The 23,683-nt window shown below is 72.5% G+C and carries 27 protein-coding genes; 12 read left to right on the top strand and 15 right to left on the bottom strand.

Translation table 11 applies throughout. The annotated features are described in order from the left end of the window. Positions 1-12: 12 nt before the first annotated feature. The 3 genes from ACZ6YG_RS38150 to ACZ6YG_RS38140 all read left to right on the top strand — a co-directional run bounded on the left by ACZ6YG_RS38150 (position 13) and on the right by ACZ6YG_RS38140 (position 3,917). Positions 13-507 carry a helix-turn-helix transcriptional regulator gene (locus ACZ6YG_RS38150; RefSeq protein WP_148029918.1) on the top strand — a complete coding sequence of 165 codons (495 nt, stop codon included), beginning with the start codon at positions 13-15 and terminating at the stop codon, positions 505-507. A gap of 261 nt (positions 508-768) precedes the next feature. Further along, positions 769-2,181 (top strand): glycosyltransferase family 2 protein, encoded by a 1,413-nt coding sequence (locus ACZ6YG_RS38145; RefSeq protein ID WP_466020661.1) that lies wholly within the window; start codon positions 769-771, stop codon positions 2,179-2,181. A gap of 185 nt (positions 2,182-2,366) precedes the next feature. Further along, positions 2,367-3,917, top strand: a complete 1,551-nt coding sequence (locus tag ACZ6YG_RS38140) for a polysaccharide deacetylase family protein (RefSeq protein WP_466020660.1) — start codon at positions 2,367-2,369, stop codon at positions 3,915-3,917. On the opposite strand, the gene ACZ6YG_RS38135 is transcribed toward ACZ6YG_RS38140, so the two are convergent. Both ACZ6YG_RS38135 and ACZ6YG_RS38130 read right to left on the bottom strand, forming a co-directional pair. Continuing rightward, positions 3,914-4,120, bottom strand: coding sequence for an FmdB family zinc ribbon protein (locus ACZ6YG_RS38135; RefSeq protein ID WP_148029916.1), 207 nt, complete (start codon positions 4,118-4,120; stop codon positions 3,914-3,916). The two genes, ACZ6YG_RS38140 and ACZ6YG_RS38135, sit on opposite strands and share 4 nt — an antisense overlap. A 143-nt stretch (positions 4,121-4,263) precedes the next feature. Further along, the gene (locus ACZ6YG_RS38130) at positions 4,264-4,770 is read right to left on the bottom strand and encodes an HNH endonuclease (protein ID WP_148034362.1); all 507 of its coding nucleotides are present in this window, start codon (positions 4,768-4,770) and stop codon (positions 4,264-4,266) included. 294 nt (positions 4,771-5,064) lie between these two features. Between ACZ6YG_RS38130 and ACZ6YG_RS38125 the strand changes: the two genes are divergently transcribed. The 4 genes from ACZ6YG_RS38125 to ACZ6YG_RS38110 all read left to right on the top strand — a co-directional run bounded on the left by ACZ6YG_RS38125 (position 5,065) and on the right by ACZ6YG_RS38110 (position 8,959). Beyond that, on the top strand, positions 5,065-7,128 hold the full coding sequence (locus ACZ6YG_RS38125) for a prolyl oligopeptidase family serine peptidase (protein ID WP_466020659.1): 2,064 nt from the start codon (positions 5,065-5,067) through the stop codon (positions 7,126-7,128). Between the two features lie 8 nt (positions 7,129-7,136). Next, entirely contained in the window at positions 7,137-7,937 is an 801-nt protein-coding gene (locus tag ACZ6YG_RS38120) for a helix-turn-helix domain-containing protein (protein ID WP_466020658.1), read from the top strand. Then, positions 7,934-8,278, top strand: a complete 345-nt coding sequence (locus ACZ6YG_RS38115) for a VOC family protein (protein ID WP_466020657.1) — start codon at positions 7,934-7,936, stop codon at positions 8,276-8,278. The genes ACZ6YG_RS38120 and ACZ6YG_RS38115 overlap by 4 nt, the downstream gene beginning before the upstream one ends. Positions 8,279-8,458: 180 nt before the next feature. Further along, entirely contained in the window at positions 8,459-8,959 is a 501-nt protein-coding gene (locus ACZ6YG_RS38110) for an endonuclease/exonuclease/phosphatase family protein (protein WP_466020656.1), read from the top strand. A 10-nt stretch (positions 8,960-8,969) separates the two neighbouring features. On the opposite strand, the gene ACZ6YG_RS38105 is transcribed toward ACZ6YG_RS38110, so the two are convergent. The 9 genes from ACZ6YG_RS38105 to purU all read right to left on the bottom strand — a co-directional run bounded on the left by ACZ6YG_RS38105 (position 8,970) and on the right by purU (position 15,792). Further along, on the bottom strand, positions 8,970-9,770 hold the full coding sequence (locus tag ACZ6YG_RS38105; RefSeq protein WP_466020655.1) for a polyphosphate polymerase domain-containing protein: 801 nt from the start codon (positions 9,768-9,770) through the stop codon (positions 8,970-8,972). Next, on the bottom strand, positions 9,767-10,312 hold the full coding sequence (locus ACZ6YG_RS38100) for a DUF4956 domain-containing protein (RefSeq protein ID WP_148034361.1): 546 nt from the start codon (positions 10,310-10,312) through the stop codon (positions 9,767-9,769). Before ACZ6YG_RS38100 ends, ACZ6YG_RS38105 begins: the two co-directional genes overlap by 4 nt. 155 nt (positions 10,313-10,467) lie before the next feature. Continuing rightward, entirely contained in the window at positions 10,468-11,046 is a 579-nt protein-coding gene (locus tag ACZ6YG_RS38095) for a class F sortase (protein ID WP_466020654.1), read from the bottom strand. 2 nt (positions 11,047-11,048) lie between these two features. Next, the gene (locus ACZ6YG_RS38090; protein ID WP_466020653.1) at positions 11,049-11,456 is read right to left on the bottom strand and encodes a hypothetical protein; all 408 of its coding nucleotides are present in this window, start codon (positions 11,454-11,456) and stop codon (positions 11,049-11,051) included. 95 nt (positions 11,457-11,551) lie between these two features. Beyond that, positions 11,552-12,226: a response regulator transcription factor gene (locus ACZ6YG_RS38085; RefSeq protein WP_271279716.1), complete on the bottom strand. Its 675-nt coding sequence runs from the start codon at positions 12,224-12,226 to the stop codon at positions 11,552-11,554. After that, positions 12,223-13,605 carry a sensor histidine kinase gene (locus ACZ6YG_RS38080; RefSeq protein WP_219547011.1) on the bottom strand — a complete coding sequence of 461 codons (1,383 nt, stop codon included), beginning with the start codon at positions 13,603-13,605 and terminating at the stop codon, positions 12,223-12,225. The genes ACZ6YG_RS38085 and ACZ6YG_RS38080 overlap by 4 nt, the downstream gene beginning before the upstream one ends. 12 nt (positions 13,606-13,617) lie before the next feature. After that, positions 13,618-13,965 carry a hypothetical protein gene (locus tag ACZ6YG_RS38075; protein ID WP_148029908.1) on the bottom strand — a complete coding sequence of 116 codons (348 nt, stop codon included), beginning with the start codon at positions 13,963-13,965 and terminating at the stop codon, positions 13,618-13,620. 70 nt (positions 13,966-14,035) lie between these two features. Continuing rightward, a complete protein-coding gene (locus ACZ6YG_RS38070; RefSeq protein WP_148029907.1) occupies positions 14,036-14,899 on the bottom strand; it encodes an SDR family oxidoreductase in 864 nt (287 codons plus the stop codon). Between the two features lie 41 nt (positions 14,900-14,940). After that, on the bottom strand, positions 14,941-15,792 hold the full coding sequence (gene purU, locus ACZ6YG_RS38065; protein WP_148029906.1) for a formyltetrahydrofolate deformylase: 852 nt from the start codon (positions 15,790-15,792) through the stop codon (positions 14,941-14,943). A gap of 133 nt (positions 15,793-15,925) precedes the next feature. Between purU and ACZ6YG_RS38060 the strand changes: the two genes are divergently transcribed. Beyond that, positions 15,926-16,870, top strand: coding sequence for an inorganic phosphate transporter (locus ACZ6YG_RS38060; RefSeq protein ID WP_466020652.1), 945 nt, complete (start codon positions 15,926-15,928; stop codon positions 16,868-16,870). Then, the gene (locus tag ACZ6YG_RS38055) at positions 16,867-17,517 is read left to right on the top strand and encodes a DUF47 domain-containing protein (RefSeq protein ID WP_261808368.1); all 651 of its coding nucleotides are present in this window, start codon (positions 16,867-16,869) and stop codon (positions 17,515-17,517) included. Before ACZ6YG_RS38060 ends, ACZ6YG_RS38055 begins: the two co-directional genes overlap by 4 nt. Positions 17,518-17,578: 61 nt before the next feature. Here the strand turns inward: ACZ6YG_RS38055 and ACZ6YG_RS38050 are convergent, their stop codons facing one another. Then, positions 17,579-18,463 carry a TIGR03620 family F420-dependent LLM class oxidoreductase gene (locus tag ACZ6YG_RS38050; protein WP_148029904.1) on the bottom strand — a complete coding sequence of 295 codons (885 nt, stop codon included), beginning with the start codon at positions 18,461-18,463 and terminating at the stop codon, positions 17,579-17,581. 34 nt (positions 18,464-18,497) lie between these two features. On the opposite strand from ACZ6YG_RS38050, the gene ACZ6YG_RS38045 reads away from it, so the two are divergent. Then, positions 18,498-18,851, top strand: a complete 354-nt coding sequence (locus tag ACZ6YG_RS38045) for an ArsR/SmtB family transcription factor (RefSeq protein WP_148029903.1) — start codon at positions 18,498-18,500, stop codon at positions 18,849-18,851. Continuing rightward, on the top strand, positions 18,848-19,294 hold the full coding sequence (locus tag ACZ6YG_RS38040) for an NUDIX hydrolase (protein WP_466020651.1): 447 nt from the start codon (positions 18,848-18,850) through the stop codon (positions 19,292-19,294). The genes ACZ6YG_RS38045 and ACZ6YG_RS38040 overlap by 4 nt, the downstream gene beginning before the upstream one ends. Positions 19,295-19,347: 53 nt before the next feature. Here ACZ6YG_RS38040 and ACZ6YG_RS38035 read toward each other — a convergent pair whose 3' ends face one another. Beyond that, positions 19,348-20,124, bottom strand: a complete 777-nt coding sequence (locus ACZ6YG_RS38035; RefSeq protein ID WP_148029901.1) for a hypothetical protein — start codon at positions 20,122-20,124, stop codon at positions 19,348-19,350. Between the two features lie 49 nt (positions 20,125-20,173). Continuing rightward, positions 20,174-20,803 carry a TetR/AcrR family transcriptional regulator gene (locus ACZ6YG_RS38030; protein ID WP_271279710.1) on the bottom strand — a complete coding sequence of 210 codons (630 nt, stop codon included), beginning with the start codon at positions 20,801-20,803 and terminating at the stop codon, positions 20,174-20,176. Between the two features lie 89 nt (positions 20,804-20,892). On the opposite strand from ACZ6YG_RS38030, the gene ACZ6YG_RS38025 reads away from it, so the two are divergent. Beyond that, positions 20,893-21,837: a zinc-binding dehydrogenase gene (locus ACZ6YG_RS38025; RefSeq protein ID WP_466020650.1), complete on the top strand. Its 945-nt coding sequence runs from the start codon at positions 20,893-20,895 to the stop codon at positions 21,835-21,837. Positions 21,838-21,906: 69 nt separating this feature from the next. Here the strand turns inward: ACZ6YG_RS38025 and ACZ6YG_RS38020 are convergent, their stop codons facing one another. Further along, entirely contained in the window at positions 21,907-23,613 is a 1,707-nt protein-coding gene (locus ACZ6YG_RS38020; protein WP_466020649.1) for a tetratricopeptide repeat protein, read from the bottom strand. Positions 23,614-23,683 lie beyond the last annotated feature (70 nt).

Below are 23,683 nucleotides of genomic sequence, written 5' to 3'. Positions count from 1 at the left end.
TATGCTTGGGGTATGGCTGAAGTCGTGAAGCCCCAGACGCAACCGCTGACGACCGCCGAGATCGCCGCCCTCGCTCTGTCCCTGGCTCACCTGGGGTCGGGCCCGCAAGCCGTCACCGCCCGGCGCGGCCTGCAGCACGCCCTCGATCATCTCGACCTCGACGACGACGTCATCGCCGCCACCCTCGACACCCTCGTCGAGCCGCTGCCCGCCGAGGTGGCCGCGCGGGCCCGGCTCATCGCCGACGCCATCACCGGCCGCATGATGGTCCGCCTCCACTACCGCGACGCCGCCGGCACCGTCACCAGCCGCGAGGTCGAGCCGGTGACCTGCCTGGTCCACCGCGACTTCTGGTATCTCGTGGGAGTGTGCCGGATGCGCCGCGCGATCCGCGCCTTCCGCTTCGACCGCATCCTCGCCGTCGAGCCCACCCTCACCCCGTCCCGCCCCCACCTGGCCGACCGCTTCCTGCCGTTCCAGCGCCGCAAGCGCACCAGGGCCGCCTGACCTCCCCACGGGCGGCGCGCCCATCCCACCAGGCACGCCGCCCACCCTTGGGGATGTTCGCGGGGCCCAGTCTTCTACAAAATCACGGTGTCGATCCCCCTCCGGCCTGGGCGAAGCTGGTTAGGGTGCTTCTCGATCAAGTGGCGATGCTTGTTCGCGCTCAGCACCGGGGATATCGTGCGCTCTCCATCAGTTGTCTCGCCTGCTGTCACCGCTTCCGACACACCCTGCCCTCGAAGATCCCGGACCGGCCCGCCGCGTATGGAAGGGGTCCGTGAGCGGCTGCGCCGCCTGGACCCCGGCATCCAGCACGGCATCCGGCGGGTGGCGACGCTGGTGCTGCTGTTCCCGCTGCTCCTGCTTCTCGGCCGCGCCATCCCGTCCCTGCTCCAGGCTCCGCTCCTGCTCGGCTACGGCTGCCTGGTGCTCACCTCCACGATCGTGATCTTCTATCTCGCCTACACCAGGTACGCCGACCCGGCCGTGCATCCGCCACACGCGCAGCGCCGCGGTCGCGACACAGACCTGTTCGTCCCGCTGCCGGCTCAGCCCACCGTCAGTTTCCTGGTCGCGGTGCGCAACGAGGAGTCGGGCATCGAGGCGTGCGTACGGTCCATGGTGGCGGGAGACGCCGAGGGTGTGCAGGTCATCGTGGTGGACGACGCCTCCACCGACGGCACGCCGGACGTCCTGCGGGATCTCGCCCGCCGGTTGCCCATCGAGGTCCTCTTCCTGGAGGAGAACGTAGGCAAGAAACGGGCGCTCGTCCGCGGCATGGAACGTGCCACCGGCGACGTGGTCGCCTTCACCGACTCCGACTGCGTGCTGGCCGCGGACGCCCTGTCCCGCTGCGTCACGGCGCTCGTCCGGCACCCTGAACTGGGCGCGGTCAGTGGGCACACGCGCGCGCTCAACGCCGATCAGAGCATGCTCTCGCGTGCGCAGGACGTGTGGTACGAGGGCCAGTTCCGGGTGATCAAGGCGGCCGAGTCGGTCTTCGGCGCGGTCGTCTGCGTCTCCGGGCCGCTGGCGGTCTTCCGCCGGGACGCGATCTACAACTACCTTCCCGCCTGGGCCGAGGACCGTTTCCTCGGCGCGGAGTTCCGGTTCGCCACCGACAGGCAGCTCACCGGATACGTCCTCGGCCAGCGATACCGTGGGCGCGCGTTGAAGCGGCGACACGCCGATTCGCCGTTCGTGCGTGACGTCGACTACCCCGAGCTCGCCTGGCGCACGTCGTACGTCCGCTCGGCCTGTGTCTGGACCACGGTGCCCGCACGGTTCCGGCCGTTCCTGCGCCAGCAGATCCGATGGAAGAAGAGCTTCATCCGCAGCCTCTTCTTCACCGGCACGTTCATCTGGAGGCGCGGGGCGGGGGCCGCCGCCCTGTATTACGGGCATGTGCTGTGGGTGCTCGCCGCGCCGGTGCTCGTGCTCCGCCACCTGGTGTGGGAGCCGCTCAACGGCATGTGGCTGCTGACCTCGCTGTATCTGTCCGGAGTGGTGATCAAGGGATGCTTCTGGGGCCTGGCGTTCAAGTTCGGTGAGGGCGGCTCATCGCGCTGGCGTTATCGGCTGGTGATGAGCCTGCTGTCCTCGGTGCTGCTGTCGTGGCTGCTGCCGTATGCCGCCGTGACGATCCGGCGCAGGATCTGGTTCCGGGGCGCCTCGTGAAGCGGCTGCTCGGCGCCGTCGCCGGGGTGATGCTCGCCATGGCGATCGGCGCACTGTACGTGTTCGTGCTCAGCCGAGGTGGGTGGTCGCCATGGCAGAGCCTGTGACCGGACGCGGCGCCGCCGTGCGGGTGGTCAGGGGGAGCCTCACGCTCTTGGCGCTGGCTGCTTTGGCCGCGCCCCTTCGTGCTGTCATGGCGGCTGCACGAGCATCTGAGGTCGGTCGCCGAACAGGAGACCACCAGCCCTGTCCCGCTCCCGGCCGACGCGGTGGCCGGCTGGCGCGGCCTGACCGCCGGCCTGCCTGACCGCGCCGCGCCGGTCGTCCTCACCTACCACGACATCCGTCCCGGCGACGGCGGCCCGTACACGGTGACGCCGCGGCAGTTCGAGTCGCACATGAGCGCCTTGCGCGCGGCGGGATACGACACGCTGTCGGCGGCGGAGCTGGCCGCGTACGCGCGAGGCGGGCCGGTGCCTCGACGTTCGGTCGTGATCACGTTCGACGACGGGGCACGCGGCCTGTGGATCCACGGCGACGCGATCCTGGCCCGTCACGGCATGCGGGCCTCGGCGTTCCTCATCACCGGCCTGGTAGGCCGCAGTCCGTACTACCTGTCCTGGGAGGAGATCTCCCGGATGGCGGCATCGGGACGGTGGGACTTCCAGAGTCACACCCACGACCTGCACGCCCGGATTGTGACCGGACCCGGCGGGCGGATCGGATCGCCGCTGACCAACCGGGTCTACTCCGCCGCGGCCGGCGAGTGGGAGAGCCTCGCCCGCTATCAAGCGCGCATCCGAGCCGATTTCGCGGCGATGTTCCGCGCGTTCCACCAGCATGGGCTGCCCCGGCCGGTCCTGTTCTCCTACCCTTTCTCCGACTCCGGCGACGCGGCCATGGGAGCCCATGGCATGGAGCCGCGCGAGGCGCGGTTCTCGGTCAGCCCCGGGGCGGGGATCTCCACCGAAACGCCCACGCCAGAGGCGGAACGGCACGCGTCCGCCTTCGCCGACCGTGTGATCAAAGACTCGTTCGCGCTGGCGATGAGCAACCACGCCTCGCGTCCGATGCCGCCCAGCCGCAGATCCTCGGTGGCGCAGGAGTACGAGCGGCTGGAGGTCCGGGCGGACACTACGGCCGACGTCCTGATGCGCGAGGTGGTGCGGCGCACCGAGATCCCGCCCCGCGGGACGCCGCTGGAAGACCACGAGCGGTGGACGTCCGTCAGTGGAGAACCCGTGGGGCCGGGCGACTTCCCGTTGACCGGCAGGCGCTCGCCGGCGGGCCGCGACACCTTCAGATACGCCGCCTACGCCCCCTACGGCTCGGCGGACTGGGACCACTACGCCGTGGACGTGCGGGTGTCCCGGCTTGCCGCGAACACGAACACCGCCGGCCTTTACGCCCGCGTCGGCGGGCGGGCGCCGGTGGCGATCCGGCTGTCCGCCCACACGGCCCAGCTCATCCGCGGCCGGAGCGGGGGGCGCGTCCTCGACGAGCAGCCGCTCGCACCCGGTGCCGCCCACCATGTGCTGCTCACGGTGCGAGGAAGCAGGATCGTCGCGCTGGTCGACGGAACGGTCCGGCTCAGCGCGCCGAGCCGCCACCGCGCCGGCGACACCGGCGGCATCGCGCTGTCGATCGTTCGCGACCGCGCCGACCGGCGCTGGCCGGTCTTCACCGGCCTGCGCGTGACTCCGAGGGGAAACCTGGCGGCATCCGCCGAGAGCTAGCCGCAGCAACCGCCGCCGCAGCAGCCACCGCCCGAGGCAGGGGGCGGGGTGGCGGCGGAGCCGGTCATGGCGACGGTGGAGAGCAGTTTGACCGTGTCGTCGTGGCCCTCCGGACAGGCGGCCGGGTCGCTGGACGCCGACATCGGCCGGGACACCTCGAACGTGGAGCCGCAGGCGCGGCAGCGGTAGTCGTAACGCGGCATGCCATCAGAGTAGCCCGGAACGCCGTCAGGGCTGGAAAGTCACCCGGGCGTAGCCTGCCGGTTCGGTGAAGAGCACGAGCCGGCCCGGCACCTGGGAGTAGCCCGAAGGGCACGCGGGCCCGGCACGAGGTGCCGGGCCCGGGTCAGGCAGCCGCTTCAAGGTAGGGCGCCCATTGGGGGTCGCCGACGAGCGAGGCGCCGATCAACCGCCAGTGAGCGCCCCGTGGCACGGACGGGGCGACACTCAGGGTCCACCCCAGCTCCTCCAGGTACTTGTCGGCCTTCCTGTGGTTGCACGGCGAGCACGAGGCGACGCAGTTCTCCCACGTGTGGGCGCCGCCCCTGGAGCGGGGGACGACGTGGTCGATGGTCTCGGCCCGCTGCCCGCAGTAGGCGCACCGGTAGTCGTCGCGCCGCATGAGGGCGGCTCTGGTCAGGGGGATACGGGATCGGTACGGGATGCGGACGTATCTCCTGAGCCGGATGACCGACGGCACGTCGAGCGTCCGGCTGGTGGAGCGCAGCACGGCTCCGCGGCCGTCACGGTGGATGATGTCGGCCTTCTCCCGCAGCACGAGCACGATGGCGCGGTGCAGGGAAAGCGTGGTCAGGGGCTCGTAGGTGGCGTTGAGCAGCAGGACTTGGCGCATCATCGGGCCTCTCCCCGCCGCACCCAATTCGAAGGAGACATGCCGTGGCATGTCCCGGCTATTCGCCCCTCCTGGGGCTTCGGCACAACCATCACGTGGACCTCCGCCGGACGGCCCAGCGGATGGACACCACGGCACCGTCCTGTCAGCAAGTCTGGCGTTCACCGCAGCGTCCCCGCCACCCCTTAACGTCCGGCCCGGAATGACCAGAGGGACGCACGTTACGGTTTATTCCCGTATCACCAGGCCTTTACGCCAACCTCCGGGCCTCGTGCTTTGCCGTAGGGTTCGAGCATGACGCGAGAGTCCTATCCGGCGGCGCCACGCGAGGAAACCGCCGACGTCCTGCACGGCATCACCGTTCCCGACCCGTACCGCTGGCTGGAGGATTCCGAGAGCCCGGAGACGGAGCGGTGGCTGGTCGCGCAGGCCGAGCTGTTCAAGCGGGAGAGCGAGCCGCAGCGGTTCAAGTCGCGGATCGCCGAGCTGCTGAAGTCGGGGTCGGTGGGCGCGCCCGCGTGGCGCGGCGACCGCTACTTCTTCAGCCGCCGCACGCCGGAGCAGGAGCACGCGGTCTACTACGTGGTGGAGCCCGACGGGGCCGGCGGCACCGAGCGGGCGCTGGTCGACCCGATGGCGCTCGACCCGTCGGGGCTGACGACGCTGGACGCGGTGCAGCCCGACAAGGAAGGGCGGCTGCTGGCCTACCAGATCTCGGTGGGCGGCGACGAGGAGTCGGTGCTCTACGTGATCGACGTGGCGACGGGCACGCGGATCGAGGGGCCGATCGACCGCTGCCGCTACTCGCCCATCGCGTGGCTGCCGGGCGGCGAGGCTTTCTACTACGTACGCAGGCTGCCGAGCACGGAAGTGCCCGAGGACGAGCGTCAGTTCCACCGCCGCGTCTATCTGCACCGGGTCGGCACGTCCACCGAGGACGACGTGATGATCTTCGGTGACGGCATGAAGATGACCAACTACTACGGCGTGTCGGTGTCGCGCGACGGCCGCTGGCTGCAGATCTCGGCCAGCGAGGGCACCGCCCCGCGCAACGACCTGTGGGTCGCCGACCTGACCGCCTCCCCCGCCGACCGGCCGGAGCTGCGGGTGGTGCAGGAGGGCGTCGACGCGCAGACCGGGCTGGTGTTCGGCCGCGACGGCAGGCTGTACGTCCACACCGACCGTGACGCGCCCCGGGCCCGGGTGTGCGTCACCGACCCGTCCCGGCCGGAGTTCGAGGCGTGGCGCGACCTGATCCCGCAGGACCCGGAGGCGGTGCTGTCCGACTTCGCGATCCTCGACGACCTCGACAGCCCGGTGATGCTGGTGGGCTGGACCCGCCACGCGATCAGCGAGATCACCGTGCACGACCTGGCGACGGGCGAGCGGATCGGCCAGGTGCCGACGCCCGGCCTGGGCAGCATCGGCGGCATCTCGGAGCGGCCGGAGGGCGGCCACGAGGCGTGGTTCGGCTACACCGACAACACCACCCCGCCGACCATCCAGCGCTATGACGCGCGCACGGGCGAGACCACGCTCTGGGCGGCCTCGCCGGGCGCGGTGGACGTGCCGGAGGTGCGCACCGAGCAGGTGGTCTACCGCTCCGGCGACGGCACCGACGTGCGCATGCTCATCATCTCGCCGGCCTCCGGCGAGGGCCCGCGCCCGACGATCCTCTACGGGTACGGCGGGTTCGGCATCTCGATGACCCCCGGCTACTCGGCGTCGATCCTGAGCTGGGTCGAGGCGGGCGGCGTGTACGCGATCGCCAACCTGCGCGGCGGCGGCGAGGAGGGCGAGGACTGGCACCGGGCGGGCATGCTCGCCCACAAGCAGAACGTGTTCGACGACTTCCACGCGGCGGCCGAGCACCTCATCGAGACCGGGGTGACCACGGCCGGGCAGCTCGGCATCTCGGGCGGCTCCAACGGCGGCCTGCTGGTGGGCGCGGCGCTCACCCAGCGCCCCGACCTCTACCGGGCCGTGGTGTGCTCGGCGCCGCTGCTCGACATGATCCGTTACGAGAAGTTCGGGCTGGGCGCGACCTGGAACGTCGAGTACGGTTCGGCCGACGATCCCGAGCAGTTCGGCTGGCTGCGCTCCTACTCGCCCTACCACCACGTCGAGGAGGGGGTGCGTTACCCCGCGACGCTGTTCACGGTGTTCCAGTCCGACACGCGGGTGCATCCGCTGCACGCGTGGAAGATGTGCGCCGCGCTGCAGCACGCCACCGCCGGCGACGGGCCGATCCTGCTGCGCAACGAGACCGAGGTGGGCCACGGCGCCCGCTCGATCAGCCGGACCGTCGACCTGTCGGCGGACACGCTCACGTTCATGGCCAGGCAGCTCGGCCTATAGTCGAAAGCATGAGCGAGCGGGGGCTGACCATGACCGGGTCGGCCCCCGGTCCTGCCCTGCGGCCGTACGTCCACCGCCTGGCCGCCTACCGCGAAGACCACGGCGAGCCGTTGACCCGGGCCGAGGCGGCGGTCACCGGCGGAGTGCTGATCCTGGGGTTCGCCGCGGCGATGGAGGTGGACGGCGAGCGGCTGACCTCGTTCGGGGCGGGGCCGTCCGACCGGTTCACGCTCACCCGGATGACCAGGCCGACCGAGGGGGTCGAGGTCGCTCTGACCCCGTTCGGGGCCAGGCGGCTGTTCGGGATGCCGCTGCGGCTCCTGGTCAACCTGGCGGTGCCGGCGGAGGAGCTGCTCGGCCCGTGGGCGGCGGAGGCGGCCGGTCGGCTGGCCGCGGCGCCGTCCGCGCCTGAACGGCTGGCGCTGGCCGAGCGGCTGCTCACCGAGCGGTTCGCCGCCGGGCCCGAGCCCGATCCCGAGGTGCGGTGGGCGTGGGCGCGGCTGCTGGAGTCGGGCGGCGCGGTCCCGGTGGCGTCGCTGGCCGTGTCGCTGGAGCGCAGCCACCGCCACCTGGTGTCCCGCTTCCGTGACCAGGTCGGGCTGACGCCGAAGGCGGCGGCGCGGGTGATCCGCTTCCACCGGGCGGCGGCGCTGCTGCGCTCGGGCAGCGCGATCGCCGAGGCGGCGGCCGCGTGCGGCTTCTACGACCAGGCCCACATGAACCGCGAGTTCCGCACGCTGGCGGCGGTCACGCCCGGTCAGATTTCTCCAAGACCCCAGGCCGGCGGCCGTCCGACACTGGGCCCATGAAGGTTTACGCACTCGCCCGCTACCACGACTGCGCGGCCGCGGTCGACTTCCTCACCGGCGCCTTCGGCTTCGAGGTGCGCGAGCTGTCCAAGAACGACGAAGGCGTGGTCAGCCATGCCGAACTCCTGGTCGGCGACGACGTCATCATGCTCGGCCTGGGCAGCCCGGGCGGCCCGGGCGTCTACATCGCGGTCGACGACGCCGACGCCCACCACGACCGTGCCAGGAAGGCCGGCGCCCGGATCACCATGGAGCTGGTGGACCAGCCGTACGGCTCCCGCGAGTACGCCGCCGCGGACCCGGAGGGCAACATCTGGTTCTTCGGCACCTATCGCCCGTGATCCGGCCCGGGGGCAGTGATCACGCATGCGCGTGCTCACCATGAACCTCCGGGCCCGCCACGGCGACTGGCCCGCCCGCCGGGAGGTGCTGGCGGCGCCGGGCTGCGCGAGCTGCGGCCGACGGCACCCGCGCGTCGATCGCGAGCCGGCGGCCGCTGACCGAGGCACGCCAGGATGCCCGTGACGGGGCGGGTCGACCTGGCGGAGTTCGCCGCGTGGGTGGGCGTCGTGGAGATCCGCGGACCCGTACCGATGATCTTCGTCAACCACAAGCCGTCGTTCCGGCTCGGCCACGAGCGGGAACGCGAGCTGCAGGCGTTGGCCGCCGCCCGGCTCGCCGAGCGGGTGCTCTCGGGGCGGGACCTGCCGGTCGTGGTGGCGGGGGACTTCGACGCCACGCCCGAGTCGGCGAGACTGCGCTTCTGGCGAGGGCTGCAGTCGCTGCGGGACGTGAGCGTCTGCTACCGGGACGCCTGGGAGTGGGCGTGCCCGGGCGACGACGTTCAGCCCGGTGAACCCGCTGGTGACCGGGGGCCACTGGCCCCTGGAGACCGGGCGGCGGATCGACTACGTGCTGGTGCGCTGCTGGAGGCGTGTTTCCGTGTGTTCGACCGGCCTGTGGGCGGTGTGTGGGCGAGCGATCACTTCGGGGTGGTGGCCGACTTCGGGAGGATGCCGTAGACCCGTGAGATCAGGTGGTCGGCGTTGCGTACCGTCCTCTGAAGTAGTGGCGCAGCACCCGGTGCCAGGGGTTGGCGCGGACGTCCAGCAGGGCGGCGACGCCGAGGCAGTACTTGCTGACGCTCACCGGGCGGACGCCCAGGCGGCGCAGCACGCGGTCGGCGGCGGCGTCGCCGTCGGCGGACTTCGACTCCAGCAGGACCCGGTCGCGCCGGGCCGGGAGCGCGCGCCGGCCGTCGTGGCAGACGAGGCCGCTGTCGCAGGTCAGCCGCGCGGCCCCGGACCGGTCGACCAGCGTGACCCGGCGGTAGTCGGTGGACAGCACCGGGCCGAGCGACACCGGGCGGGGCAGCCGCAGGCCGGTGGCCAGGGTGGTCGACAGGTAGTCGAGCGCCTCGGGGGTGAGCGCGTGCGCGGGCGCGCCGTCGTACGGGACGCGGTGCTTGTCGGTGCCGCCGCCCGCGCCCTTCAGCTTCACCTCCAGCCAGCGCCCGCCGCCGTCCAGGTACGTCCGCGTACGGATCTTGAAGCGGCGGCGGCGCTGCTGGCGGTGCTGACGGAACGTGAGCAGGTCCGGCGTGTCGAAGTAGGTGGAGGTGTAGCGGAACTGGCGCCGCCCGCCGATCTCCAGCACCTCGAACCGGTCGCCCAGCTCGCCGGCCAGGCGGGTCATGACCGAGGCGGGCACCAGATACTTGTGGTCCACCCGGGTCATCAGCTTGGCGCGGGCGCTGGCCTCCTCCAGCGTGACCGGGTCCAGGCCGGCCGCCACCCCGGCGAGCAGGACTCCCGCGTCGGGCCACTCGGTCATCGCCACGCCTCCGCCCGCCGCTCCGCCGGGACCTCGTAGCGGACGTCCACCACGGTGACGTCCCGTACGTAGTCGACCTGGCTCACCACGCACTGCAGCACCCGCCCGCCGAGCCGGCTCTCCAGGTCGGCGCGGAGCAGCGCGGGGTCGGTGTGCACCACGTCCAGCGTCACCAGCTGCTGATGGGTACGGCCCAGCAGGCGGGGATGGTCGGCCACATACATCACCGCCAGCAGCACCACGTCGAGGAAGAGCGCGGTCAGCGGCCAGCTCGCGGCGATGCCGTTGACCAGGCCGAGCGCGATGGCGACGAAGTAGTATGCGATCTCCTGCTGGGTGATCTCCGAGGAGCGGAGCCGGATGATGGCCAGCACGCCGAACAGGCCGAAGCCGACCGCCAGGTCCACCCGCTGGACCAGCATGAGCGAAACCACGGCGAAGATGCCCGTGTTCAGCGCCACGTAGGCGAAGAGCAGGTCGCGCCGGTGGTGGCGGCGGTAGTACAGGCCGTAAGCGAGCGTGACGATCGCGGCCAGGTCCATCGCGAGGGCGAGGAGCGTGGTCAGTCTCAAGAGGTCCTCCCGGGTCTTTCGCTGTCATGAACAGCGTCTCGCCCGGCGGTGAAGCGCCTGTGAGCCGATCGTGAGGACGTTCTCATCGAAGAAGTGCCGCCGGGGGCCCGGCGGCACTTCCGTTGTCAGCGGGCGAACACCACGACGTTGTCGCGGTAGCTGCGGCGGGCGCGGTCGAACGTGCCGCCGCAGGTGATGAGGCGGAGCTGGGCGCCCTCGCCCGAGCCGTACACCTCGTCGGGCACGCGGTCCTTGGGGTAGCGGGCCAGGCGTGACACGGTGAAGGTGACGGTGCTGCCGTCCGCCCTGTCCACGTGCACGCGGGCGCCCTTGCGCAGGTCGCGCAGGCGGAAGAACACGGCGGGGCCCGTCCTGGAGTCGACGTGGCCGGCGATGACGGCCACGCCCCGCTCCCCGGGCTCGGGGCCGCCCTCGTGCCATCCCACCCGGTCGAACGGCTCGGGTGCGATCAGGCGGCCCGCCTTGTCGAGCTTGAGCGGGATCACCTTGGTCGAGACGCCGATGGACGGGATCCGCAACCGCACGGGGTTCGCCGCCTGCGGGACGACCGCACCGTCAAGGGCACCCGCCACCTGTGGGGCAGCCGCACCGGCCAGGACACCCGCCGCTCGCGGGGCGCCGGGGGCGCACGCGACCGTCGCAACGAGAGCACCCGCCACCAGGGCGAGACTCCGGCGCCGCACGCTCACCGCCTGACCAGCCTGCGGCCGGCCCACGCGCCACCGGCGATCAGCACCGCTCCCACGCCCGAGGCGAGCGCGAGCGGCAACGCCGCCCCATCCTCCCCACCCATCACCAGCGCCGCCCCTCCGGCCCCGGTCTCGACCCCACCGGTCGGCCGATCGTCGTCATCGTCGGCCGCCCCACCTGCGCCCGTGTCCACTCCGCCCTGCGGACGATCGTCATCGTCGTCGGCCGCCCCACCGACCCCCGTCTCCACCCCGCCCCTCGGGCGGTCGTCGTCATCGTCGGCGGTCGTTGTGGCGGTTGACGGGGTGGTGGCGGTCGCCGGGGTGGCGAGGGCGGTGGCGGTGACGCCCATGCCCAGCACGATCCCGATGGCCGCGAGCGCGCGCCGCAGTTCCTGGCTCATCTCGTCCTCCTGGATTCCTCCGCACTCCCCGTGCGGACGACTCCAAGCCTGGGATCCACCGGTTGGCCCCCCGTGAGCACGTGATGAGAGTCCCTTCACCTAGGGGCGCCCTCGGCCTTCAGCCGGTAGCCGGTCCCCCGTACCGTCTCGATGCGGTCGGCGCCGAGCTTGCGGCGCAGGTAGCGCACGTACACGTCCACCACGTTCGAGCCCGGGTCGAAGTCGAACCCCCACACGTGGCTCAGCAGCTGCTCCCGCGTCAGCACCTGGTCGGGATGGCGGCAGAACACCTCCGCGAGCGCGAACTCCCGCGTCGACAGATCCACCGACCGCTCCCCCACGTACGCGCGCCGGGTCCGCAGGTCGAGCGCGAGGTCGGCGACCCGCAGCACGGTCACCTCGGGGCTGCGGTCGGCGCGCAGCCGCAGCCGCACCCGCGCCAGCAGCTCCTCGAAGGCGAACGGCTTGGCGATGTAGTCGTCGGCCCCGCCCTCCAGCCCCGCCACCTTGTCGGTGACGCTGTCACGGGCCGTCAGGATGATCACGGGGATGCCGACCTTGGACTCCCTGAGCCGCCGCAGCACCGTGAACCCGTCGCTCAGCGGCAGCCCGATGTCCAGGATGAGCAGGTCGAAAGCGCCGCTTCCCGCCATGTCGTAGGCGGCCAGGCCGTCGCTGACCACGGCGGTGACGAAGCCGTTGCCGCGCAGCCCTTTCTCCACGAAGGAGGCGATCCGCGCCTCGTCCTCGGCGATCAGGATCCGGTTCACCGCAACTCCCGCATCGGAATGGTCATCACGAAGCACGCCCCGCCTCCGGGGGCGTCCTCCACCTGGACGGTGCCGCCGTGGGCCTCGGCGATGGACCTGACGATGGCCAGGCCGAGCCCGGCGCCCTCGTGCGTACCGGAACGCTCGCCGGCGCGCATGAACCGCCGGAAGATCCGCTCCCGGTCGGCCGGCGGCACTCCCGGCCCGTCGTCGCGCACCCACAGCCGTACGAAGCCGTCCTGGACGGCGGAGCCGACGGCGATCTGGCCGTCGTCGGCGGTGTGGCGCACGGCGTTGGCCGCGAGCTGCATGAGCGCCTGTGTGAGCCGCTGCCGGTCGGCGGGGATGCGCGCCTCGGCGACCTCGTCGACCCGCCAGCGCCGTTCGCCGAGCGCCCGTGCCTTGGCGACGACGCTGACGGTCAGGTCGGCCAGCTCGACCTCGTCGATGTCGAGGAAACCGGGCTGTTCGGCCTTGGCGAGCGTGAGCAGGTCGTCGACCATGCGGTTCATCCGGTCCAGCTCGTCGGTGACCAGGGCGAGGGTCTCGGCCCTGTCGTCGGGGTCGTCGCCCATCAGCTCCAGGTGGCCGCGGATCACCGTGATGGGGGTGCGCAGCTCGTGACCGGCGTCGTCGACGAAGTCCCGCTGCACGGCGAAGGCGTGCTCCAGCCGGTCGAGCATCCGGTTGAAGGTGCCGGCCAGCTCGGACACGTCGTCGTCGCCCGGCACGTCGAGCCGTCTGGTGAGGTCGGAGGAGCCGCTGATCCGTTCGGCGGTCTGCCCCACCAGCCGGATCGGCGCCAGCACCCGCCCCGCCACGAACCAGCCGGCCGCGCCGGCCAGCGCGAGTGCGGCCAGCGAGGCGAGGGCGAGCACGCGGATGGCGTTCAGCACCTCCTCGCGGTAGTGGTCGTAGAAGACGGCGATGACCAGCTGGCCCCGGCGGGCGTCGCCGTTCACCTGGACCGGGATGACGGCGTAGCGGACGGTGCCGGCGGCGCTCTCGGTCTCGCCGCTCGCCGGCTCGGTGACCTGCCCCAGACGCGCCACCAGCGCGTCGTCGGTGTCGAGCCGGGCCAGCGGCGGAATCCCGGTGATCTTGTGCGGCCGGTCGTCGAGGATCGTGAAGAACGTCTCCCATTCGTCGGGCGGGTTGTAGGAGAGGTATCCGCTGAGCAGGGTGTCCACGTCCCGGACGTCGACGGCGGTCGCGGCGTAGCGGCGCAGCTTCTCCGCCTCGTTGCCGAACTCGGCGTCGATCCGGTCGTCGATCAGGCGGTCGAGGATCGCCCAGGTCGCGAAGATCGCGATGAACAGGGCGAGGGAGACGACCGCGAGCATCCAGCCGACGATCCGGCCGCGCGCGGTCACCCGCATGCCGGCGAGCCGTCAGTCGTCGTCATCGTCATCATCGTCGTCGTCATCGTCGTCGCCGCCCGGCCTGGGTGACGGGGGCCTGACGGGCTCGGCCTTCGTCTCGCGCGGCGACGGAGACGCTGACGGCGTCTTCTCGGCGGTGGCGGGCGTGGCCGTCTCAGCGGCGGCGGACGTCTCGGTCCCGGCGTCCGGCGTCGCGGCGCCGTCCCCGGTCTCCGTGGCCCCCGGCGGCTCGTTCGAGACCACGACGGGCCCGCCGAGCTCGGGGCCGCCGGCCGCGACCCGCATGAACCCGATCGTCACGGCCACGGCCACGAGCAGCCCGGCCAGGATGGCGAGGAGAGGTGCTCGGCTCTTCATACGCTCCAGCATGCCGGGACATGAGGAGAGAGACCTGAGTCTGAGATGAGAGAACTCTCATCTGACGTGGTCAGCCGGGCAGCGTCTCCCCGCCGATCGGGGCCAGCACCTCGCCCGTGTAGTACGACGACATCAGGTCCGAGGCGAAGAACACGTACGAAGGAGCGATCTCGTCGGGGTCGGCCGCCCGCTTCATCGGCACCTGCTTGCCGAACTGCTCGACCTTCTCCTCGGGGAAGGTGGCGGGGATGAGCGGTGTCCAGACCGGCCCAGGCGCCACCGCGTTGACCCTGATACCCCGGTCGACCAGGTTCTGCGCCATCGCGTAGGTGAAGGCGTTGATCGCGCCCTTCGTCGCGGAGTAGTCGAGGAGTGTCTTGTTGCCGCGCAGGCCGTTGATCGAGGAGGTGTTGACGATGGCCGAGCCCTCCCCGAGGTGGGGCAGCGCGGCCTTGGTGACGCGGTAGTAGCTGTGGATGTTGACCGCGAACGTGTGCTCCCACTGCTCGTCGGTCAGCTCCTCCAGCGAGTCGACCGGCTGCTGGTAGGCGACGTTGTTCACGACGACGTCCAGGCCGCCCAGCTCGGAGACGGCGCGCTCGACGACCTGCACGCAGTGGTCACGGTCCGCCAGGTCGCCGGGGAGCAGCACGCAGCGCCGCCCTTCGGCCTCCACCAGCTTCCTTGTGTGGTCGGCGTCGTCGTGCTCGCTCAGGTAGGCGATCGCGACGTCGGCGCCCTCCTTGGCGAAGGCGACGGATACGGCGCGGCCGATGCCGGAGTCGCCGCCGGTGACGAGCGCCCGTTTGCCGGACAGCAGGCCCCGGCCCTCGTAGCGGCGCATCTCGTCGCGTGGTTCCGGAGCCATCTCGCCGGTGCCGCCCGGGTACTGCTGGGTCTGCGGCGGTGGTGTGGAGTTCGGTTCTTCAGGCATGTCCAGCGCGTGCCCCGGCTGGGGCACGGCTAACACCGGGGTCAGCGGGGGAACACGATGGTCTTGTGGCCGTCGAGCAGGACCCGCTGCTCGGTGTGCCATTTGACCGCCCTGGCCAGGGTCAGGCTCTCGACGTCGCGCCCGATGGCGGCCAGGTCTTCCGGTGAGTGGCTGTGGTTGACCCGGGCGACCTCCTGCTCGATGATCGGCCCCTCGTCGAGGTGGGACGTCACGTAGTGGGCGGTCGCGCCGATCAGCTTGACGCCGCGGTCGTGGGCCTGGTGGTAGGGCTTGGCGCCCTTGAAGGACGGCAGGAACGAGTGGTGGATGTTGATCGCCCGCCCGCTCAGCTTCGCGCACAGCTCCTCGGACAGCACCTGCATGTAGCGGGCCAGCACGACCAGGTCGACCTGGTAGCGCTCGACCAGCGCCAGCACCTCGGCCTCCTGCTTCGGCTTGGTCTCGGGCGTGACCGGCAGGTGGTGGTAGTCGATGCCGTGGGACTGGGTGAGCGGGCGCAGGTCGGGATGGTTGGACACGACCGCGACGACCTCGAGGTCGAGCGCGCCGCTGCGGACGCGGTAGAGCAGGTCGTTGAGGCAGTGGTCGAACCGGCTCACCATGATGAGCACCTTGGGCTTCCTCGCCAGGTCGCGGAGCTGGAACTCCATGCGGAGGTCCGAAGCCAGGGCGGCGAAGGCGGCCCGCACCTCGTCCTCGCCGACCGGCGAGGTGAACTGCACCCGCATGAAGAACCGCTCGCTCTCGCGGTCACCGAACTGCTGGCTCTCGGTGATGTTGCAGCCGTGCCTGGACAGCAGGCTCGACACGGCGGCCACGACTCCGGGCCGGTCGGGACAGGACAACGTGAGGACGTACTCGGCAACGCTCATGGATCGCTCTCGGTGAGGTCTGCGCGACTGAATCCATCGAGGTTACCGCCCCCGGGAAGCGCGGTCTCCCCTGCCTTATGCGCCCGATCTTGGGTAGATATCCGCTATACACAGCTTTTGCAGGAGGTTGCCCATGCCCGCGGACGTCGTCGTGCTCGTCGCGGTCGCAGGGCTGTTCGCGATCGTGTCCGGCATGAACGACGGCGGGGCGCTCCTGGCGACCGGGCTCAAGCTGCCGGCGATGCGACCGGCGACCGGGATCCTCGCCATGGTCGTGGTGATCGCGCTGGTTCCGCTGGCCACCCACCAGGTGGCGCTGACGTTCGTGAACCGGCTGGCCTCCTTCGACGGGCCCGGCGGGCGGGTGGCGACCTCGATCGCCGTGCTGAGCGCGATGGCCGTGGTCACCTTCCTGACCATGAAGGGCCGCCCGACCAGCCTCACGCTGGCCCTCGTCGGCGGGCTCACCGGGGCGGGCCTGGGCTGGGGCCTGCCGGTCTCGGGGCCGTACGTGGCGCTGGTGCTGGCCTTCGGCCTGGCCGCGCCGATCGTGGGCGGCCTGGTGGCGTGGGCGGTGACGACGCTGGTGGTGCGGTTCGCCAGCGCCGACCGGCTGAGCGGCCTGCACCGCGCCGGGTTCGTGGTGCAGATCGTCGCGTACGCTGCCAACGACGGACAGAAGATGCTCGCCATCTTCATGATCGCGCTGAGCTTCTCCGACGCGCCGCTGCCGTACACGACCCTGACGGCCGTGCTGTTCGGGCTCGGAGCGATGTACGGGCTCCCGAAGGCGGGCCGCACGCTCAGCCGCGAGATCATCGCCTTCCGCCCGCTGCACGGCGTGGCGGCGGAGCTGTCGGCAGGGTCGGCCGTGCTCGGCTGCTCCGCCGTGGGCATGCCGGTCAGCATGACGCAGGCGATCGCCGGCGGGCTGATCGGCGCGGGGGTGGTGCGCGGCAGCGGCCGGGTCCGCTGGTACGCGGCCGTGAAGATCGTGGTCGCCTGGCTGCTGACGCTGCCGGCCAGCGGCGTGCTGGGCGCGGTGGCGGCCTACGCCGGAAAGGGAGTGATGATGTGAAGGGCGGCAGGCTGGTGAGGCGGCTGCGCAGGATCCGTGACCTGCTGACGGGGCACATGGACACCGCGCTGTCGGACGCGCTGCTCGGGCAGTTGAAGGCCACCAAGGAGGGCGCGTGGCTGGCCATGGCGATGATCGGCGGCGAGGTGGGCAGGACGGGCGCGCACGAGCAGATGCGCACCATCGAGCACCTCGGCGACGAGGAGCGCCGCCAGCTCGTCGAGGAGCTGGAGTCGGCCCTGATCACGCCCATCGACCGGGAGGACCTGTTCAGGCTGTCGCGCTCGATCGACGACGTGCTGGACTCGCTGCGCGACTTCGTCCGCGAGTCGCACCTCTATCGCGTGCCCGACCAGATCCGCTTCACCCCGCTGCTCGACCAGGTGATCGTCGGCATCGACGCGCTGGAGACCGCCGTCCGCGACCTCGTCTCCAGCCCGTCGGCCGTGCCGCACGACGCGCTGGAGGCCAAGAAGGCCGGCAGCGCGATCCGGCGGATGTACCAGTATGAGATCTCGCGCATCTTCTCCGGGGAGCTCACGAACGACCGCATGAAGGAGCGCGAGCTCGTGCGCCGTCTGGAGATCGTGGGCATCGCCATCGGCGAGGCGGCCGACGCGATCGCCGACGGCGCGATGAAACGCTGAGTCATGCCGGGCCGCCCGGCGCCCACGCTCCCCGGACCGTCTTCAGGACGTCACAGGTCCCTCACCGCAGGCCGAGCGCGGGGGCGAGGAGCTCCAGCTGGCGCAGGGCGTCGTCGAGGTCGGGGCCGCCGGGCGACAGCGGCTGGATCGCCACGTGGTCGGCGCCCGCGCCGAGGTGCGCCCGCACCCGCTCGGCCACCGCGTCCGGGCTCCCCCAGCCCACGATCGCGTCCACCAGCCGGTCGCTGCCGCCGCCGGCGAAGTCGTCGTCGGTGTAGCCGAGATCGCGCAGGTTGTTGAGGTAGTTGGGCAGGGAGAGGTAGACGGACATGTGGTCGCGGGCGATCTCGCGGGCCCGCGTGGGATCGGTCTCGACGAGCACCGCCTGCTCGGGCATGAGCAGCTTGCCCGGCCCCAGGATCTCCCTGGCCCGCTCGCTGTGCTCGGGCGGCACGAAGTAGGGGTGGGCGCCGTCGGCGCGGTCTCTGGCCAGCTCCAGCATGCCGGGGCGGAGCGCGGCGAGCAGCCGGGGCGCGTCGACCTCCCGGTGGTGCTTCGCCGTCTCGTCCATGCCATCCAGATAGCGGCGCATCGCGGTGAGCGGCTTGGCGTAGTCGTGGCCGCGCGCGTTGACCAGCGGCGCGTGGCTGACGCCGAGCCCGGCGATGAAGCGGCCGGGGAAGGCTTCGCCCAGCGCGAACCTGCTGCCCGCCATGGCCGCCGCGTCGCGTGACCAGATGCTGGCGATGCCGGTGCCGACGGCGATCCGGCGGGTGGCCGCCAGGAGGATCGCCGCGGACACGAGCGGGTCCTTGCTGCCTGGGCCCTCGCCCACCCAGACGGACCCGTACCCGAGCTCCTCGGCCCGGGCGGCCGCCCGGCCGCCGGTCTCGCCCGGCGCGTTGCCGAAGAGGGGATGCCAGACCCCGACATGTCCGATGTTCACCGCGCGCTCCTCGCGACTAAGATGTTCGATCGAGATGGAACACTACACCGACGTTCGATCCCCATCGAACACGACACGCGGCCCCGTCCACGTCTCCCCCGCCGAGGCGACCCTCCAGGCCGCCCTCGACGCGCTCGGCGACCCCGTCCGCCGTCGCATCGTCCGCGAGCTGGCCGGGGTGCCCGACTGGAGCCGCGCCTGCGCCGCCTTCCACCACCTGCCGGTCGCCAAGTCCACGCTCAGCCACCACTTCGCGGTGCTGCGCGGCGTGGGGCTGCTGGAGCAGCGCGAACAGGGCGCGCGCCGGCTCAACCGGCTGCGCCGGCCCGAGTTCGACGCCCGCTTCCCCGGCCTCCTGGCCCTGGTCCTCGACGAGGACGAGACGTGACGGCCGTCAGCGCCCGCCCGGCCGCCAGGGTCGTCTGCCTCGACCGCGACGGCAGGGTGCTGCTGCTCCACTGGCACGACAAGGTCAGCGGCGCCGACCTGTGGGAGCCGCCGGGCGGCGGCCTCGACCCCGGTGAGACGCCCCTGCAGGCCGCCCGGCGCGAGCTGACCGAGGAGACGGGCCTGCCGGGCTCGGCCGTCGAGGACCGCTGGGTCGCCGTCGACCGCGACTTCCCGTGGCTGGGCGTACGTTACGTCAAGAGCGAGCGGTTCTACCTCGCCCGCTTCCCCGAGGCCCGCCCGCCGGTGGACCCCGGCGAGCTCACGGAGGAGGAGCGCGAGGCCTACCTGGGCTGCGTCTGGGCGGAAGACCTGCCGGGCAGCGTGCAACCGCCGAACCTGGCGGAGGTGATCGGCGAGCTCACCGGCGTCCGGCCCCGCTGAGGGCCCACAGCTCACCGCCGGCACGGATTCGGGCGGTGCGACCGTCCGGACGGTCACGCCTGGTAGCCCAGTTCGGTCAGCGACATGGTCAGGAGCGAGCGCAGGAGGGGCCCCGCCACACGCTCGTGCTCGGCCTCGACGGACAGCCCGGCCAGCACGTCGGCGCGGTAGGCGTCGCGTTCGCCCGCGTCCGCGTAGGGCTGCGCGGTCAGCGCGACCACCACCGTCGCGCGGGTGTCCTCCGACGGCAGCACCGCCACGGCGTGGGTGCGCAGGCAGGTCTCGTCGGGCTCGCCGAACCAGCCGCACTTCACCCCCGACCCGGGCGCGGCCAGCGCCTCCCTGACGCCGAACGCCTGCTGACCCTCCACCTGCCGCATCCACTCCAGCACGTCGCCGGCCACCGGGTCGCCGGCCAGCGCCGCCTGGGCGAGCGCCGCGTACGCCGTCGCCACCTCGTCGGCGGCCACCTCGATGGACCCGAACCTGGACGGGTCGCCGTTGTGCATCGGCCAGGAGACCCCGGTGCGCTGGTAGATGTCGTCCAGGATGACCAGCGGCCCGACGGCCAGCCACAGGCTGCGGGTGTCGGCGTTGGACGAGATGACCACGGCCGGCTCGGCGTGGCGTCGCCATCGCTCGGCGTCGGGGATGCGACCCGCGGTGACCCACGCGTACAGCGGCTTGAGCAGGGAGGCGCAGCGCAGCCGGTGCGGGCCGGAGCGGACGGCGAGGGTCCGGGCGGGCGGGCCGCCGTGCCCTCGGCTGATGCCCGCCGTCTGCGCGCTCGCGCCCGGCTGGAGATCGCGTAGCAGCTCGTTGAAGCCCACGCACCCACGGTAGTCCCCAAGGCCCGTCCGGGCAGGGCATTCCGATGCCTCACGAAGTGTCGGGGGTCCAGCGGCCTTCGTACCAGTCGAGTGACGGCGGGTCGCCGGGCAGGGGCGTGGCGCCCGGGGCGCGCAGGCCGTCGAGCGCGATGGCCAGGAGCCGCTGCTTGAACCGGTCCTGCAGCTCGTCCGGTGGCCCGGGAGCCGGCCTGCTGAACTGCTCGATCAGCAGCGACACGTCCAGCTCCGTCACGTCAGCCCGCAGCGCCCCGGCCTCGCGGGCCCGCGCGACGAGCCGGCCGGCCAGCTCGGTGGCCTGTCTCGCGGTGCGCGACATCTCGCCGGTGACCTCGATGGTGCCCGCCACCGGCGCCAGCGCCCCGGACCCGAAACCGACGCAGGCCCGCACGTACCCGGCGAACCCCTCCCACGGGTCGTCCTCCGCGAGCCCGGCCGAGGCCGCCTCCACCACCCGCTCCATGGCGATCAGGCACAGCCGCTGCAGCAGCTCCTCCTTGGTGCGGTAGCGGCGGTAGAGGCTGCCCATGCCCAGCCCGGCGCGCTTGGCGATGGCCGACACGGGGGCGTCGAAGCCCTGGGTGGTGAACACCTCGTGCGCGGCCCGCAGCAGCCGCAGGTCGTTGCGCGCCGCCTCGGCCTGCCTGCCGCGCCTGCTCATGCCGTACAGGATAGCCGCCTTGCGGAGCGCAGCGCTCCGATATACCGTCGCGATCGGAGCGGAACGCTCCGGTTGAGGAGAGGTGTGTCATGCGTGCGGTGATGTTGAGGAAGTTCGGCGGCCCGGAGGCGCTGGTCGCCGAGGAGGTGCCCGATCCGGTGCCCGGGCCCGGGCAGGCGCTGATCGAGGTGGCGGTCGCCGGTGTGACGTTCGTGGAGACGCAGGTACGGGCCGACCGGGGGCCGCGCACCGCCGAGCTGCCCGCGATCCTCGGCAACGGCGTGGCGGGCACCGTGCGGGCGGTGGGCGAAGGCGTGACGGGGTCGCTGGTGGGCGCCCTGGTGGTGAGCACGCTGGGCGGCTACGGCGGTTACGCGGAGCTGGCCGTGGCGGGCGCCGGCGACCTGATCCCGATCCCCGGCGGCGTCTCGCCGGAGCATGCGGTGGCGTTGCTGGCCGACGGCCGCACCGCCACCGGCCTGGCCCGCGCCGCCGGGCCGAAGCCGGGCGAGTGGGTGCTGGTGGAGGCGGCGGGCGGCGGCGTCGGCAGCCTCCTGGTCCAGCTCGCGGTGGCCGCCGGCGCCCGGGTGATCGGTGCGGCGAGCAGCGCGGCCAAGCGCGGGCTCGCCGCCGAGCTGGGCGCCGAGCTGACCGTGGACTACACCGAGCCGGGCTGGGCCGACCGGGTCCGCGACGCGGCCGGTGCGCTGGACGTGGTCTTCGACGGGGTGGGCGGCGAGATCGGCGCCACCGCCGAGACGCTGCTGCGCGACGGCGGCCGGATGAGCGTCTACGGCATGGCGGGCGGCCCGATGACCACTCCGGGCCCGCGCGTGACGGCGGTCCCCTGGCCCGCCACCGACCTGCGCGAGCTGTCCAGGGCCGCGCTGGAGGTGGCCGCGGCGGGACGGCTCCGCCCCACGATCGGCCTGGTGCTCCCGCTGGAGTCAGCCGCCGAAGCACACGCCGCCATCGAGGCCCGCCAGGTGACCGGCAAAACCCTCCTCATCCCCGCATCCTCCGCCGACGCCTGACCCACGTGGCGGGCAACCGGGGGACGCTTTCCCTCGGCGAGGGGACGTGGCAGTGGAGCCGGGGTTGGCTCAGTGGTGGGTCGCGCGGGCTTCGTCGGCTTCGGCCTCTTCGGTGCGGCCGAGTGCGCGCAGGGCGACCGCGCGGTTGGCGTACAGGTCGGGCTGGGGGCCCAGCTCGATCGCCCGGGTCAGGTCGGCGACCGCCCCGGCCGGATCGCCGGCCTCGTACCGGAGCACCCCCCGGTTGCCCCAGGCGGCCACCAGCGAGGGCGCCCGGTCGATCGCCAGGTCCAGCGCCCGGCGCGCCTCCCGCAGCCGTCCCGCCGCGGTCTCCAGCTGGCCGAGCACCGTGAGCAGGTGCGGGTTCCCGGGCGCGCAGGCGAGCCCGGCCTCGACGTCCGCCCGCGCCTCCGCGTCCCGCTCCAGCGCGGCGAGCAGCCCGGCCCGGTTGATGTACGCGTCCACGTAGGCGGGATCGAGCTCGATCACCCTGGCCAGGTCCGCCAGCGCGCCCGTCACGTCGTCCTGGGCGATGCGGAGCTCCGCCCGGTTGTAGTGCGCCTCGGGCAGCGGCGGCCCGGCGGCCAGCGCCGACTCGTAGTCCGCCAGCGCCTCGGCGTGCCGGCCCAGCTTGAACAGCAGGTTGCCGCGGTCCACGTAGTAGTCGGGGAACATCGGGTCGACGGCGATGGCGGCGGAGAAGTCCTCCAGCGCCTCCTTGGTCCGCCCCAGCCCGGCCAGCAGCTGGGCCCGGTTGGCCAGCAGCACCATCCGGTGCACCGGGTGCCGCTCCCCCAGCTCCCCGGCCAGCTCGATGGCCGACTCGACCAGCGCCAGCGCCTCGGAAAGGCGGCCCTCGCGCAGCTCGACGAGCGCCAGCCCGTTGCGGTCGAAGCCGAGCTTGAACGCCCGCTGCCCGGGGTCGGGCAGCAGCGTCGAGATGGCGATCGCCTGGTTGATCCACCCGCGCGCCCTGCCCAGGTCGCGCCGCGCCCGGTCGGGGTCGCGGGCGTCCAGCATGGCCAGCCCGTACGCGGTCGCGGCGTGCACGGCCGGGTCCTGGCTGGACCGGCGCGCCCCCTCCCACACGACGCGCGCCTCGGCCCGCCGGTCGAGGCCGCCGAGCGCGGTCGCGGTGCGCTGGGCGAGGCGCCACCACGGCTCGCCGCCGGGCCCGGCCAGCGTCAGCGCGCGCTGCCCCAGCTCGGCCACCGCGTGCAGGAAACCCTCCCGTACGCACCGGTCCACGAGCGTCCACAGCTCGGCGGCGTCCCGCGTGTCCGGCGGCGGCTCCGGGCCGTCCGCGTACACGGTGATCGCCAGGACGGCCGGCGGGATCCTGCGCATGAGCACGTCGAGCAGCTCGGTGTCGGTGGGGTCGGCGTGGTCCCCGTTGCAGACGGCCAGGGTGAGGCCGGGCTGCACGACCTGCCGGACGAACTCGGCGATCCCGTTGGCCAGCCGGAGCGTGCGGCGGGGCGCGGGGACGAGGATGCGCTCCTCGTCGGACAGCCGCGCGTCCAGGGTCACCCGCCTGGCGGGTACGAGATCCGCGAGCGCGGGCGCGACGGCCCTGATCTCGATGTCATGCTCGGCCACCAGCTCGGGGCGCCGGTCGAGGGCCTCCGGCACCAGTCCCCCCAGGAGCGCCGCGCCGACGGTGTAGGGGCCGAGCGGCTGCCGATGACCGTCGATCACGGGCATCAGCAGCCGCGCGTTCCCGAACCGTACGGGCGGACCGCCCGGAGCTCTGAGGTGGGACCGTTCCTCTGTCACCCCTTGTGAATGACGCTGGAGGTCCCACCGAGCCGCGCGGTTCCGGGCTTGCGGACGACGATGCGCTTCA

This window comes from Nonomuraea sp. NPDC054003, from assembly GCF_055585125.1.
The sequence above is the reverse complement of the archived record's forward strand: the minus strand, read 5'-3'. Positions and strand labels throughout refer to the sequence as shown.